Origin of the sequence: Streptomyces sp. NPDC096046 (assembly GCF_040303285.1) — a bacterium.
In the GTDB taxonomy this organism is placed as follows: domain Bacteria; phylum Actinomycetota; class Actinomycetes; order Streptomycetales; family Streptomycetaceae; genus Streptomyces.
Genome location: NZ_JBEOSZ010000008.1, coordinates 131,607 through 143,880, shown reverse-complemented (window position 1 = coordinate 143,880; position 12,274 = coordinate 131,607). Strand labels below are relative to the sequence as shown.

15 protein-coding genes and 1 pseudogene are annotated in these 12,274 nt (G+C 71.1%); 4 read left to right on the top strand and 12 right to left on the bottom strand.

All coding sequences use genetic code 11. The annotated features are described in order from the left end of the window. Positions 1 to 27: 27 nt before the first annotated feature. Complete coding sequence (locus ABTX62_RS10080) at positions 28 to 984, bottom strand: PfkB family carbohydrate kinase (protein WP_352115706.1); 957 nt, start codon at positions 982 to 984, stop codon at positions 28 to 30. Positions 985 to 1,232: 248 nt separating this feature from the next. On the opposite strand from ABTX62_RS10080, the gene ABTX62_RS10075 reads away from it, so the two are divergent. Beyond that, a complete protein-coding gene (locus tag ABTX62_RS10075; RefSeq protein ID WP_352115705.1) occupies positions 1,233 to 1,904 on the top strand; it encodes a potassium channel family protein in 672 nt (223 codons plus the stop codon). Then, entirely contained in the window at positions 1,904 to 2,578 is a 675-nt protein-coding gene (locus ABTX62_RS10070) for a potassium channel family protein (RefSeq protein WP_352115704.1), read from the top strand. The genes ABTX62_RS10075 and ABTX62_RS10070 overlap by 1 nt, the downstream gene beginning before the upstream one ends. 38 nt (positions 2,579 to 2,616) lie before the next feature. Here ABTX62_RS10070 and ABTX62_RS10065 read toward each other — a convergent pair whose 3' ends face one another. The 6 genes and pseudogenes from ABTX62_RS10065 to ABTX62_RS10040 form a co-directional block, all read right to left on the bottom strand. Then, positions 2,617 to 3,348: a DUF3159 domain-containing protein gene (locus ABTX62_RS10065; protein ID WP_352115703.1), complete on the bottom strand. Its 732-nt coding sequence runs from the start codon at positions 3,346 to 3,348 to the stop codon at positions 2,617 to 2,619. A gap of 3 nt (positions 3,349 to 3,351) precedes the next feature. Then, a complete protein-coding gene (locus ABTX62_RS10060) occupies positions 3,352 to 3,750 on the bottom strand; it encodes an OB-fold nucleic acid binding domain-containing protein (RefSeq protein ID WP_283972864.1) in 399 nt (132 codons plus the stop codon). A 369-nt stretch (positions 3,751 to 4,119) separates the two neighbouring features. After that, a pseudogene (locus tag ABTX62_RS10055) lies at positions 4,120 to 4,376 on the bottom strand (alginate lyase family protein); the annotation flags it as partial. Between the two features lie 239 nt (positions 4,377 to 4,615). Then, on the bottom strand, positions 4,616 to 5,371 hold the full coding sequence (locus ABTX62_RS10050) for a DUF3710 domain-containing protein (protein ID WP_283972863.1): 756 nt from the start codon (positions 5,369 to 5,371) through the stop codon (positions 4,616 to 4,618). Position 5,372: 1 nt separating this feature from the next. Continuing rightward, positions 5,373 to 5,924, bottom strand: coding sequence for a dUTP diphosphatase (gene dut / locus ABTX62_RS10045; protein WP_352115702.1), 552 nt, complete (start codon positions 5,922 to 5,924; stop codon positions 5,373 to 5,375). A gap of 77 nt (positions 5,925 to 6,001) precedes the next feature. Continuing rightward, on the bottom strand, positions 6,002 to 6,586 hold the full coding sequence (locus ABTX62_RS10040; protein WP_352115701.1) for a PaaI family thioesterase: 585 nt from the start codon (positions 6,584 to 6,586) through the stop codon (positions 6,002 to 6,004). 58 nt (positions 6,587 to 6,644) lie between these two features. Here ABTX62_RS10040 and ABTX62_RS10035 point away from each other — a divergent pair, with 58 nt between their 5' ends. Next, positions 6,645 to 7,103 (top strand): DUF3093 domain-containing protein, encoded by a 459-nt coding sequence (locus ABTX62_RS10035; protein WP_352115700.1) that lies wholly within the window; start codon positions 6,645 to 6,647, stop codon positions 7,101 to 7,103. A gap of 45 nt (positions 7,104 to 7,148) precedes the next feature. Here the strand turns inward: ABTX62_RS10035 and ABTX62_RS10030 are convergent, their stop codons facing one another. From ABTX62_RS10030 to ABTX62_RS10015, 4 genes are all read right to left on the bottom strand, one after another. Next, the gene (locus ABTX62_RS10030) at positions 7,149 to 8,120 is read right to left on the bottom strand and encodes a hypothetical protein (protein ID WP_352115699.1); all 972 of its coding nucleotides are present in this window, start codon (positions 8,118 to 8,120) and stop codon (positions 7,149 to 7,151) included. A 13-nt stretch (positions 8,121 to 8,133) separates the two neighbouring features. Then, positions 8,134 to 8,430, bottom strand: coding sequence for a DUF4193 domain-containing protein (locus ABTX62_RS10025; protein WP_003993510.1), 297 nt, complete (start codon positions 8,428 to 8,430; stop codon positions 8,134 to 8,136). A gap of 406 nt (positions 8,431 to 8,836) precedes the next feature. Continuing rightward, complete coding sequence (locus tag ABTX62_RS10020) at positions 8,837 to 10,084, bottom strand: sensor histidine kinase (RefSeq protein WP_352115698.1); 1,248 nt, start codon at positions 10,082 to 10,084, stop codon at positions 8,837 to 8,839. Between the two features lie 6 nt (positions 10,085 to 10,090). After that, positions 10,091 to 10,744 (bottom strand): response regulator transcription factor, encoded by a 654-nt coding sequence (locus ABTX62_RS10015; RefSeq protein ID WP_352115697.1) that lies wholly within the window; start codon positions 10,742 to 10,744, stop codon positions 10,091 to 10,093. Between the two features lie 415 nt (positions 10,745 to 11,159). Between ABTX62_RS10015 and ABTX62_RS10010 the strand changes: the two genes are divergently transcribed. Then, positions 11,160 to 11,333, top strand: coding sequence for a hypothetical protein (locus ABTX62_RS10010; RefSeq protein WP_283972857.1), 174 nt, complete (start codon positions 11,160 to 11,162; stop codon positions 11,331 to 11,333). A gap of 118 nt (positions 11,334 to 11,451) precedes the next feature. Here the strand turns inward: ABTX62_RS10010 and ABTX62_RS10005 are convergent, their stop codons facing one another. Continuing rightward, positions 11,452 to 12,267: an inositol monophosphatase family protein gene (locus tag ABTX62_RS10005; protein ID WP_352115696.1), complete on the bottom strand. Its 816-nt coding sequence runs from the start codon at positions 12,265 to 12,267 to the stop codon at positions 11,452 to 11,454. Positions 12,268 to 12,274 lie beyond the last annotated feature (7 nt).

The following is a 12,274-nucleotide window of genomic DNA, read 5'->3' as shown; positions in this document are numbered from 1 at the left end:
TCCTGACGATGGCGAGCGTTCTCAGCATCAGCCGCCGCAAGGACGTGTCGCCGGACACGCCCTAGGAGCAGGCTCGGACCGCTCCAGACCCGCCACTCGCGCGCTCAGTTCCGCCCGCCCGATGCCGGCGGCCCGGGTCGACGGGACCGTGCAGGCGTAGGCACCGGCCACGGTGCCGTGCAGGGCGCTGCGCAGGGGTGGGGTGCCGTTCAGCCAGGCGTAGAGGAACGCGGCGGCGAAGGCGTCGCCCGCGCCGTTGGAGTCGACGACCGGGGCCGGGGGCACGGCGGCGGGCACGTGGCTGAGCTCGCCGTCGGCCAGCAGGTACGCCCCGTCCGCCCCGGCGGTGGCGACGACGATCCGGGCCCTGCCCCGCTCGGTGATCCGCCGCATGGTCCGTTCCGGGTCGGCGAGGGCCGTGGTGGACAGGAAGACCAGGTCGGCCTGGTGGGCGAAGGGCTCGTGGTAGGGGTTGGAGCCGTCCCAGTCGTGCAGGTCGGTGGAGATCGTGAGGCCCGCCGCGCGCAGGGCGGGCAGCGTGTGGGCGCACGGCTGGGTGATGACGACGTGGGCGTGCCGGCTGACGCCCGCGAGTGCGCGCACCGTGGCCTCGGGCAGCCGGTCGGTGTCGGCGGCCCGGGTGGCGTCGTAGAGGGAGGACCGTCTGCCGTCGGGGCCGACGAGGTTGACCGCGCGTTTGGTGCCGAGCGGCTGCGGGACGGCGGTGAGTCCGATGCCGTGCTCCCGGTGCAGGGCGCGGACGAGGTCGCCCTCGGGGTCGTCGCCGAGCAGGTCGAGGTGGTGGGTGCGCAGGCCCAGCGCGTTCGTCCCGAGGGCCACGAAATCCCCGCTCTGGCCCGCCCGGGTCACGATCCCGGGCCGGATCATGTGGCTGTCCGCGAACGGCACGGGCAGTTGGGGCACGTGCACGATGGTGTCCACACCCGCGCCGCCCAGCACGAGGACGTCGATCTCGGTACGCATGGCAGGTTCCTCCCCCGGGCCGGGGCCCGGCAGGGACCTCGGCAACCCTCTCGACTTTGCGGATACGTTGGAGTCGGCAGTCGAACGCGGCACCGCCCCCGGAGGGCATCATGACGTGATTCCCCCGGCATGATGTTGCCCGGCGGCCCGCACGCAGGCCGCGATGTGATGCCAGGCGAGCCGAGAGAGAGACATGAGTACGACGTTCATGAGGGCCAGAGGGCCTGCAGGAAGCGCGGTGTGACGCGATGCATATTGTCATCATGGGGTGCGGAAGGGTCGGTTCCGCGCTGGCCCAGAACCTGGAGCAACAGGGGCACACGGTCGCCGTGGTCGACCAGGACCCCACCGCCTTCCGCCGACTGGGCTCGGGGTTCGGCGGTCGCCGGGTCACCGGCGTCGGCTTCGACCAGGACACCCTGCGCGAGGCGGGCATCGAGGAGGCCGGCGCCTTCGCCGCCGTCTCCAGCGGTGACAACTCCAACATCATCGCCGCACGCGTGGCCCGTGAGATGTTCGGCATCGAGAACGTCGCCGCCCGCATCTACGACCCCCGCCGCGCCGAGGTGTACCAGCGCCTGGGCATCCCCACCGTCGCGACCGTCCGCTGGACGGCCGACCAGATGCTGCGCCGTCTGCTCCCCTCGGGCGCCGAGCCGCTGTGGCGCGATCCCACCGGCGGCGTCCAGCTCGCCGAGGTGCACACCTCCGCCGCCTGGGTCGGCCACAAGATCAGCAGGATGCAGGAGGAGACCGGCGTGCGCGTCGCGTTCCTGACCCGGCTGGGCGAGGCGGTCCTGCCCACCTCGCAGACGGTGCTGCAGGAGGGCGACCTGGTGCACGTGATGATGCGCACCGACGAGGTCGACAAGGTCGAGGCGGCGTTCGCCAAGGGTCCCGAAGAGGAGGGCGGTCACTGATGAGGGTCGCCATTGCCGGAGCCGGCGCCGTCGGCCGCTCGATCGCGGGCGAACTGCTGGAGAACGGCCACGAGGTCCTGCTGATCGACAAGGCGCCGACCGCCATCTCGGTCGAGCGCGTCCCGCAGGCCGAGTGGCTGCTCGCCGACGCCTGCGAGATCACGTCCCTGGACGAGGCGGCCCTCCAGCGCTGCAACGTCGTGATCGCCGCGACCGGCGACGACAAGGTGAACCTGGTCGTCTCGCTCCTCGCCAAGACGGAGTACGGCGTCCCGCGCGTCGTCGCCCGGGTGAACAACCCCAAGAACGAGTGGCTGTTCAACGAGTCCTGGGGCGTGGACGTCGCCGTCTCCACCCCGCGTCTGATGTCCGCCCTGGTCGAGGAGGCGGTGAGCGTCGGCGACCTGGTCCGTCTGCTGCGCTTCAGCCACGGCGACGCCAACCTGGTCGAGCTGACCCTGCCCGAGGAGTCGGCCCTGGCCGGCACGCAGGTCGGCGACGTCGAGTGGCCGCAGGACACGTCCCTGGTGACGATCATCCGCGGCAACCGTGTGCTGACGCCCTCCGGGGAGGACTCCCTGGAGGCCGGTGACGAACTCCTCTTCGTGGCCGCCCAGGCGCGCGAGGAGCAGCTGGAGGACCTGCTGTCGGTCCGCCGGAACACGGCGGGCTGAGCACGCTCTCGCGAGGAACGGGCGGAACATGCGGAGGGTCACTGCTCGGCGGGCCCCGCGGCGGCCTGCCGCTCCCGCTCCTCGGCCGCCTTCTCCTCGGCCTCCATCTCCGCGAACACGTCGATGGGCGCGGGCGCCTTCGCCAGGAACACCCACGTGAGGTACACCGCGAGCAGGAACGGCGGGATCTTCAGGGCGACCAGGACCCAGCCCAGCTGGGTGGTGTCGGCCCACCAGTACAGCGGGAAGAGGATCGCGCACTTGGCGAGCAGGATCGCGCCCCAGGCGTAGCTGGCCTTCGCGTAGGCCTTCTTGCGGCCGGGGTTGCGCGTGCGCCAGGAGAGGTTCTCCTTGAAGACCGGGCCGAGGATCAGCCCGATCAGCGGCACCCCGCACAGGGTGGTGATGATGTAGGCGAGGCCCAGACCGAGCGTGTAGAGCATGCCGGGCAGGTAGAAGTCCTTGGCGTTGCCGGTCATCATCGCGAAGACGACACCGAAGGCCACGCCGAAGACACCGCTGAAGGCGTGCTTGACGGTGTCCTTCATCAACAGCCGGACCACGACCAGCACCAGTGACACGGCCAGCGCGGCGATCGCCGACAGGTGCAGGTCCTTGTTGATCGTGTAGACGGTGACGAAGAGGAGGCCTGGAACCACCGTCTCCACCATGCCCCGCACGCCGCCGAACGCCTCGAACAGGGCGGCCTCGGTCACCGCCCGGGCGTCGTCCGCAGATGTCTCTTCGGTCGGCTTGTCGAGCGACGTCACCGGCTACTCCCGTCCGAGGGGTCTCAGTTCGTACTTGGGATTGAACAGCACCCGGCGGCCCCGGCTCATCGAGATCCGGCCCGATGCGATCAGCCTGCGCCCCGGCTCTATCCCCACGATGGAGCGCCTGCCGAGCCACACCACGTCCAGCGGGGCGGAGCCGTCGAACAGCTCGGCCTCCAGGGCCGGGACTCCGGCGCGCGGCCGAAGGGTGACCGTGCGCAAGGTACCAGTAACCGTGACTATCTGGCGGTCCTGGCAGTCCCCGATCCGGGTGCAGCCGGCCGTTTCCGCGTCCTCGCGCAGCTCCTCGGACTCCAGGTCCCCCTGTGACGAGGAGAGCCGGTCGAGCATGCGCCGGAACCGGCCCGCGGGCTTTTCGGAACGAGGAACAGCGCTCATGTCTGAAGCGTACCGGGGCGTGGTGACGAAGAGCGAAGAGCCTGTTTCCCGAAGCGGTGCCCCGTCCACGTGGTGATGCGGCGCGCCGGTGGCGAGAGGTCCTTGTCGGTGCCGCACGACGGCAGGCGGCCGCTTTCGCGCACGGGCGCCTCCGGCGGATGGGACTCGGGGGAGAGTCGGCCGTACGTCCCCGCCGGCTCGGTCGGCCTTCTTCGCGGCCGGCTCGGCGGTGGAATCACGGGTGACCGACGAGCATGTCACCGGCCGGTTCGTGTCCTCGGCCTCGCCGGGGCACCGGGCGTCCCGGCCCCGGCTCGGGTGGACCGGGCGCCGGGGTTCCAGACCGGCGCCCGGTCGGTCAGGGGGGCACGCGGGGTTGTCGCCGTGGGTGAGGGTCTTCCAGGCGACGAAGAGGTTGTTGCTGCCGGCGGGGCGGCCCCGCAGGAGCGTCCCGGTGTTGGTCATGGCGTGCCCGGGACGGATGGCCAGGGCGTTGTGGCCGACCTGGGACACCGGTCCGAGCCCCGGTTGCAGCGAACCGCCGCGCAGCCAGCTCTCCGCACCGGCGCCGAGCCGGTACTTGGCGTGGAAGCCGAGCCCCGTCGGCGTACTCGCTCCCCATCATCTGGTCGAAGGCGCTCTTCCAGGGCTGTGCCCCGGCGTTGGCCTTGGACCGGGTGAAGTCCAACCGGCCTTTGGAGACGCTCACTCCGGGTGGACGAAGGCGGCGGGTGCGCTGGGAGCACGGGGAGCGGCATCGACGCGCTGAACGGAGACAATAGGTACAGACCAAGGCGCCGTCGAGGTTCCGCGCACGAGAAAGGGCCGCGCCCCGGTGGGGTACGGCCCTGGTGTCTCTGTGGGGTCAGCGGACCTCGGTGATCTCCGGCCCGCGCTGGAGCTGGCCCATTCCGCCCGCGAAACGGGAGCCCTCCTCCTCCTGCTGGACGCCCTCGGGAACCATCTGGGCGTCGTTCGGCAGCTTCAGGACGATCGGGTCGCGGGGCGCCATCGGGCCCTCACCGCGCACCACGACGGTGTCCCGGAAGATCTGCTCGAGCAGCCCGGCGGCCTGCGGCTGCACCGCGCCCTGGCCCGAGATGACCCCGCGCAGGAACCAGCGGGGACCGTCCACGCCGACGAACCGCACCACCTGGAAGCCGCCGGTGCCGTCCGGCAGCTGTACGGGCACCTGAGCGCGCAGCTCCCAGCCCAGCGGCCCCTCGACCTCGTCGACGATGCCGCCCTGCTGGGTGATGCCGGTGCCGATCTCCTCGCGCACCTCACCCCAGATGCCCTCGCGCTTGGGGGCGGCGAAGCCCTGGAGCTGGATGGCGCTGTCGCGCAGCACGACCGTGGCCGCCACGATCGCGTCGCCCGCGACCTCGACCCTGAGCTCCATGCCCTCGACGCCCGGCACGAACAGACCGCCTAGGTCGACCCGGCCTTCGCTCGGGTCACGGACCTCGGAGCTGTCCCAGGGTCCGTCGGGGCGCGGCGCCGGTTCGAGCCTCAGGCGCTCGCGCTCTTCGTCCGCGTCGGTGTCGACACCGTCGACGACCTGCTCGGCCTCGCCGGCCGCGTCCTCGGCGGCATCCCTCTTCTTGCGACGTCCGAACACGTCACTGTCCTTCCCGGTCGGATACGACCGAAGCGTATCGATTCCCACCCGCCTGACCGCCCAGGGCGGCCTGACCGCTTGTGCCGCTCGTCCCGTCCACCGCGGCATGGCCTCCGGTGGACCCGAAGCCCCCCTCGGCCCGCGCGGAGCCGGGCAGTTCCGCCACCTCCTGGAAGCGGACCCTCTCGACCTGCTGGACCACCAGTTGGGCAATCCGGTCGAAGCGCTCGAACCGCACGGCCTCGCGCGGGTCGAGATTCACCACGATCACCTTGATCTCCCCACGGTACCCGGCATCAACCGTCCCCGGGGCATTCACCAGGGCGACGCCGCAGCGAGCGGCCAGACCGGATCGCGGGTGCACGAAGGCCGCGTACCCCTCGGGCAACGCCACAGACACCCCCGTGGGCAGTACCGCCCGCTCCCCCGGCTCCAGTCGGCACGCCTCGGTCGTGCGCAGTTCGGCCCCGGCGTCCCCGGGCCGCGCATAAGACGGAAGCGGTACGTCCGGATCGATGCGCCGGATCAGCACGTCCAGCGGCGAACGGCTCACGGGGCCGGTGGGGCCAGCGGGACTGGTGGGGCCAGCGGGACCGGTGGGGCCGACTGGGCCCTGAGAGCTTTCCGGGATCACGGGTTCACCTCGAAGGCACGGGCGCGCCGGACCTGGTCCGGATCGTTCATGGCCGCCTGGATCTCTTCCTGCCGGCCGTGGTCGACGAAGTGGTCGACCTTCACCTCGATGAAGAGCGCGTCGGCGCGCACGGCGACGGGTCCGTCGGGGCCGCCGACGCGGCCGGTGGCGGTGGAGTAGATCTTCCGCCCGGCGACGGCCGTCACCTCCGCCTCCAGGTGCAGCGTGGTCCCGACGGGCACGGGCCGCACGAAGTCGGTCTCCAGCCGCCCGGTCACGGCGATCGTGCGCAGCAGCCAGTTCAGCGAGCCGAGGGTCTCGTCCAGGGCGGAGGCGAGCACGCCCCCGTGTGCGAGGCCCGGGGCGCCCTGGTGGGCGGGCTGCACGGTGAACTCGGCGGTCAGCGACACACCCTCACCGGCCCGCGCCTCCAGGTGCAGCCCGTGCGGCTGGTCGCCGCCACAGCCGAAACACGCGCCGTAGTGCGCGCCGAGGAGCTCACCGGGCGCGGGCGCGTCCGGGTGCCGCACCGGTCGCGCGGCGTCGGCCGGAGGCTGAAGAGCTGCGGAAGTACCACTCACAGCGGGAGACCTTACCCGCGCGTCGGCCCCTTCCCGACACCGTGTCAAGCTTGGCCCCATGCAGCTCTCCGCCGCCCCCTACGAAGAACGCCTCACCGCCCCGCGGACCTGGTGGCTGATCTCGTTCCTCGTGGGCGTCTCCATGGCCCTGATCCTGCTCCCGTTCGGCACGCTGCCGATGCTCGGCGGCCTGGCCGGGGGCACCGCGGTCGCGGCCGTCGCCGCGAGCTCCTACGGCTCGGTCCGCATCCGTGTGGTGGGCGACTCCCTGATCGCGGGCGAGGCGAAGATCCCGGTGGCGGCCCTGGGCGAGGCGGAGGTGCTGGACGCGGAGGGGGCCCGCGCCTGGCGGACGTACAAGGCCGACCCGCGCGCCTTCCTGCTGCTGCGCGCGTACATCCCCACGGCCCTGCGCGTGGAGGTCACGGACCCGCAGGACCCGACGCCCTACCTGTACCTGTCCACGCGCGCGCCGGAGCGCCTGGCGCAGGCTCTGACGGCGGCGAAGGCCGCGTAGCACACCCACGCGGACCATCACCCAGCCGCTGTTGACGGGCCGGATTCAGCGCCCGTCGCCCTGCTTGCCGTCGTCTCGGCCGTCGCGCCGGTCGTCCTCGTGGCGGCCCAGGGGGTCGTGCGTGATCTCGCCCATCTCCAGGGCGTCCGCCGGACGGTCCAGGGCGGGGAGCGCCTCCAGGGCGTCCCAGGGCACCTGGATCTTGCGCAGGTCCTGGCGGATCCGGGCGGCGAGCTTTCTCGTCTCGCCTCGGTTCATGACCGCGCCGACGGCGGCGCCCACCAGGAACGGCATCAGGTTCGGCATGTTGCGGACCAGGCGTTTCATGATCCGCTGTCGCAGTTCGCGCTTCATGCGGCTGTTCAGCGCCGTGCTGAACGTCGACGGCTTGGTCGCGTCGATCCCGCGCTCCCCCGACCACGAGCCGAGGTACGCGGTGCTGCGCTGTTTGAGATTGCCGGGCGGCCGTAGGCCGTACACCTCGTGGAGTTCGGCGATCATCTTCAGCTCGATCGCGGCGACGCCGGTGACCTCGGCGGCCAGTTCCGTCGGCATCGCCGGGGGGATGGGCAGCATCGCGGCCGCGCCGATACCCGCGCCGACCGTCGCCGTCGCGTTCGCGGCGCCGCCCACGAGCTTGTCCGCCAGTTCCTCGGGCCCGAGGTCCGGGAACTGCCTGCGCAGCGTCGCCAGGTCCCGTACGGGGACGCGCGGAGCCAGTTCGATGATCCGGTCGGCGAGGTGGGCGAGCCCGGCCCGGGCCCGGTCGCCGCCCTTGCGGGCGCCTTCCCTGGCCCGCTCCCGGATCGCCCCCGCCCGCCGTCTCGCGACGGGTGCGGGGACGTCCACGGATGCCGGGAGGTCACCCCGGTCCGCTGCGGGTTCGAGCGAGGCCGTCCCCGAGCCGGTTGAGCCTCGCTCGTCGTCACGCGCGCCGTGATGCGGGCCGTCGATCGGCCCTTCGTCCGCTTTCCACTTGGGGAAGCGGCGCTTCCAGGGAGGGGTCGAGCCAGCCACGGCCGACCCGCCCTCAGTCGCAGTCGCGGCAGATCGGCTGACCGTTCTTCTCCCGGGCCAGCTGGCTGCGGTGGTGCACCAGGAAGCAGCTCATGCAGGTGAACTCGTCCTGCTGCTTCGGGAGCACCCGGACGGCCAGCTCCTCGTTCGAGAGGTCGGCTCCGGGCAGTTCGAGGCCTTCGGCGGCCTCGAACTCGTCGACGTCCACGGCGGAAGCCGACTTGTCGTTCCTCCGAGCCTTCAGCTCTTCGAGGCTGTCCGAGTCGACGTCGTCGTCGGTCTTGCGTGGAGTGTCGTAATCGGTTGCCATGGTCGCTCTCCCCCTCTGGGTGTCTGCGGTGTCTCCAGCGCACGTAACGCGTGAGAGGCCGGACTTGTGCCCGACCTGAGGCGGAGATTTTGCCTCACATCAAGGTCTGTTACTCAATCGACACCCAACCGGACTCCTGACGAGTGATCGGCTTGGATGGCGATGGGGACCGTACACGGTCCGAATGCCGCACGCCAAAGGCGTCTCACCGTGTACTTCCCGTGATCAAGACCCCCGAAAACCGGGATTTTCCCGGCTTTCCGACAGGGTGCATGATCACGGAACGTAAATGACCGGAAAGAAGTCCCTGTGATCGATCACACACGGGACACGCTCGGCACGGTTTTGAAAATTCCGCGCAAAGCGAACATCCCCGAGTCTCGCCGAGTTGATCGGCGACATGATCTCAGATGGGCAGCGTGACCCGCATCACGAGCCCACCTCCCTCACGCGGCTGGGCGTAGATGTGCCCGCCGTGCGCCCGGGCCACGGACCGGACGATCGACAGTCCGAGGCCGACCCCCTTGTCGCTGCCCGTCCGCTCCGTGCGCAGCCGCCGGAACGGCTCGAAGAGGTTGTCGATCTCGTACGCCGGCACCACCGGGCCCGTGTTGGAGACGACCAGGAGCGCCTGGCCGTGCTGGACCTCGGTGGTGACCTCGACCCAGCCGTCCTCCGCCACGTTGTAGCGCACGGCGTTCTGCACGAGGTTGAGCGCGATCCGCTCCAGCAGCACGCCGTTGCCCTGCACGACCGCGGGCTGCAGCTCGCCCCGGATGACGACGCCCTTGCTCTCGGCCTCGCCGTGCACCTGATCGATGGCCCGGGAGGCGACCTCGGCGAGGTCCACGGGCCCCCGCTCGACGACCTGGTTGTCGCTGCGGGCGAGCAGCAGCAGGCCCTCCACGAGCTGCTCGCTGCGCTCGTTGGTGGCCAGCAGCGTCTTGCCGAGCTGCTGCAGTTCCACGGGCGCGTTCGGGTCGGACAGGTGCACCTCGAGGAGTGTGCGGTTGATCGCCAGGGGCGTTCTCAGCTCGTGCGAGGCGTTGCCGACGAAGCGCTGCTGGGCGGTGAAGGCACGCTGGAGCCGCTCCAGCATGTCGTCGAAGGTGTCCGCCAGCTCCTTCAGCTCGTCGTCCGGGCCGTCCAGCTCGATCCGGCGGGAGAGGTCGGACCCGGCGACCGCGCGAGCGGTGCGGGTGATCCGGCCCAGCGGGGAGAGGACGCGGCCGGCCATCGCGTAGCCGAAGGCGAAGGCGATGACCGCGAGCCCCAGCAGGGCCAGGAGCGAGCGGCTGAGCAGGTTGTCCAGGGCGGCCTGACGCTGGTGGTCGATGCACTCGCTGATCGCAGCATTGAACTCGGAGAGCGTCGGATTGTCGGAGTTGACCGCAGGACAATTATCGCTGGCCACCTTGATCTCCGTACCACCGACGATCTTGAAAAGTGGCTCGTTCCCGGTGTTGAGGGCCTGTGCCGCCAGCAGGTAGATGATCGACAGCAGCAGGATGCCGGCGATCAGGAACATGCCGCCGTAGAGCAGCGTCAGCCTTATGCGGATGGTCGGACGCAGCCAGGGAAAGGGCGGCACGGGCCTCCTGGGGTCCCAGGTCGGCTTCGGGGGCGCCTGCGGGGGCGCGGGAGTCGTCGCCACGGGGTATCAGATCCGGTAGCCGGAGCCGGGGACGGTGACGATGACGGGCGGCTCGCCCAGCTTGCGGCGCAGGGTCATGACCGTCACGCGCACGACGTTCGTGAACGGGTCGGTGTTCTCGTCCCAGGCCTTCTCCAGCAGCTGCTCCGCCGAGACGACGGCGCCCTCGCTGCGCATCAGCACCTCCAGGACGGCGAACTCCTTGGGCGCGAGCTGGACCTCCTTGCCGTCCCGGAAGACCTCGCGGCGGTTGGGGTCGAGCTTGATCCCGGCGCGCTCCAGGACCGGCGGCAGGGGCACGCTGGTGCGCCGGCCGAGGGCACGCACGCGTGCGATGAGCTCACTGAACGCGAACGGCTTGGGCAGATAGTCGTCGGCGCCGATCTCCAGTCCCTCAACCCGGTCGCTGACGTCCCCGGAGGCCGTGAGCATCAGCACGCGCATGGGCATGCCGAGCTCGACGATCTTGCGGCAGACGTCGTCGCCGTGCACGAGCGGGAGGTCCCGGTCGAGGACGACCACGTCGTAGTCGTTGACGCCGATGCGCTCCAGGGCGGCCGCGCCGTCGTACACGACGTCGACGGCCATGGCCTCCCGGCGCAGTCCGGTGGCCACCGCATCGGCGAGCAGTTGCTCGTCCTCGACGACGAGTACGCGCACGTTCCTGGTCCTTCCTCATGTCCACCCGCGCAGCCCTCGGCGGGCGCACGCGGGCAGGGGTCTTCGACGGTGTCGTGGTGTGTTGCTCTCCATCCTGCCCTTTTCGGTCATAAGTCGGAGGTAAGGCGGGTGAGAGGGCGGTGATCCCGTGGGGAATACGAGATTTTCTCGACCGGTTAGGTTTCCTCGGAAGGGAGCTTGGGGAGGACGGCTTTACATCCCACGATCACGCTCTGCTGGCGCCGCACCACCATGCGGTGCGCATCAATCCGCTTTTGCGCAGGGCGGGCGTGGGTGTCCGGCACCGTCGCCGCCCGGCCGAGCGGCGCTGGGCATCCACATGCGGCGTGATCGTCCCTTCCGAACGGCACACCCCCGTGCCATCGACCCACGACCCAGGACGAGGGGGCGCAGCATGGACGCTTTCACCGCAGGACTTCTGCAGCGCATAAGGGCGACCGAAACCGATCTGTCCCGGGCTCGCGACGAGGGCGACGAGTTCCTCGTCGAAGTGGAGCAGGGCGAGCTCGACGACCTGCGCCGTCTCGCCGCCGAGCACGGTGTGCAGGTCGGCGCCACGAGCGTCTGACAGGCCGTACGGAGCGGGCCCCGGCGAATCCAGCGCCGGGGCCCGCTGCGTTGTCGTGAGGGCGTGTTCACCTCGGGTTCAGCCCGCCGTCGGCCGTCGTCCGGGAGCGCCGGTCTCCTCAGTCGTGCCAGGCGCCGAAGTCCTCCAGGAGGCGCTGGAGTGGCTCGAAGACGCCGGGAGTACCCGCAACCGCCAGATCGCCTGACGGGCGCTCTCCGGGGCGTCCACCGGTCAGCGCGCCCGCCTCCCGGGCGATCAGGTCCCCCGCCGCGAGGTCCCAGGGGTGCAGACCGCGCTCGTAGTAGCCGTCGAGGCGTCCGGCGGCCACGTCGCACAGGTCGACCGCGGCCGAACCGCCGCGCCGGATGTCGCGCAGCAGCGGGATCAGCCGCCGGGCCACGTCGGCCTGGTGGGCGCGGACGTCGGCGACGTAGTTGAAGCCCGTCGAGACCAGCGCCTGGTCCAGGGGCGGTGCGGGGCGGCAGGCCAGCCGGCGCTCGCCGTCCCAGGCGCCGGTGGCCCAGGCGCCCCGGCCGCGCACGGCGTGGAAGGTCTCGCCGCGCATCGGTGCCGTGACGACTCCGACCACGGTCTCGCCGTCCTGCTCGGCGGCGATGGAGACGGCCCAGGTGGGCAGCCCGTACAGGTAGTTCACCGTGCCGTCGAGCGGGTCGATCACCCAGCGGACACCGCTCGTGCCCTCCGTGGCGGCGCCCTCCTCGCCGAGGACGCCGTCGTCCGGGCGGCGGTCGGCGATCAGGCCCGTGATCAGCTTCTCCGCCGCGATGTCCATCTCGGTGACGACGTCGATGGGGCTGGACTTGGTGGCGGCGACCGCGAGGTCGGCCGGACGTCCGTCCCGCAGCAGCGCGCCGGCGCGGCGGGCGGCCTCCTGGGCCAGGTCGAGCAGGTCCGTGTGCAGGGGGTCGGTCACAGGACTC

What these genes read in the sequence shown, in the direction of transcription:
- ABTX62_RS10060 (WP_283972864.1), bottom strand. Translation starts at nt 3,750, where the DNA reads ATGAGCGCTGTTCCTCGTTCCGAAAAGCCCGCGGGCCGGTTCCGGCGC.
- ABTX62_RS10010 (WP_283972857.1), top strand. Translation starts at nt 11,160, where the DNA reads ATGGACGCTTTCACCGCAGGACTTCTGCAGCGCATAAGGGCGACCGAA.
- ABTX62_RS10070 (WP_352115704.1), top strand. Translation starts at nt 1,904, where the DNA reads ATGAGGGTCGCCATTGCCGGAGCCGGCGCCGTCGGCCGCTCGATCGCG.
- ABTX62_RS10035 (WP_352115700.1), top strand. Translation starts at nt 6,645, where the DNA reads ATGCAGCTCTCCGCCGCCCCCTACGAAGAACGCCTCACCGCCCCGCGG.
- ABTX62_RS10075 (WP_352115705.1), top strand. Translation starts at nt 1,233, where the DNA reads ATGCATATTGTCATCATGGGGTGCGGAAGGGTCGGTTCCGCGCTGGCC.
- ABTX62_RS10025 (WP_003993510.1), bottom strand. Translation starts at nt 8,430, where the DNA reads ATGGCAACCGATTACGACACTCCACGCAAGACCGACGACGACGTCGAC.
- ABTX62_RS10080 (WP_352115706.1), bottom strand. Translation starts at nt 984, where the DNA reads ATGCGTACCGAGATCGACGTCCTCGTGCTGGGCGGCGCGGGTGTGGAC.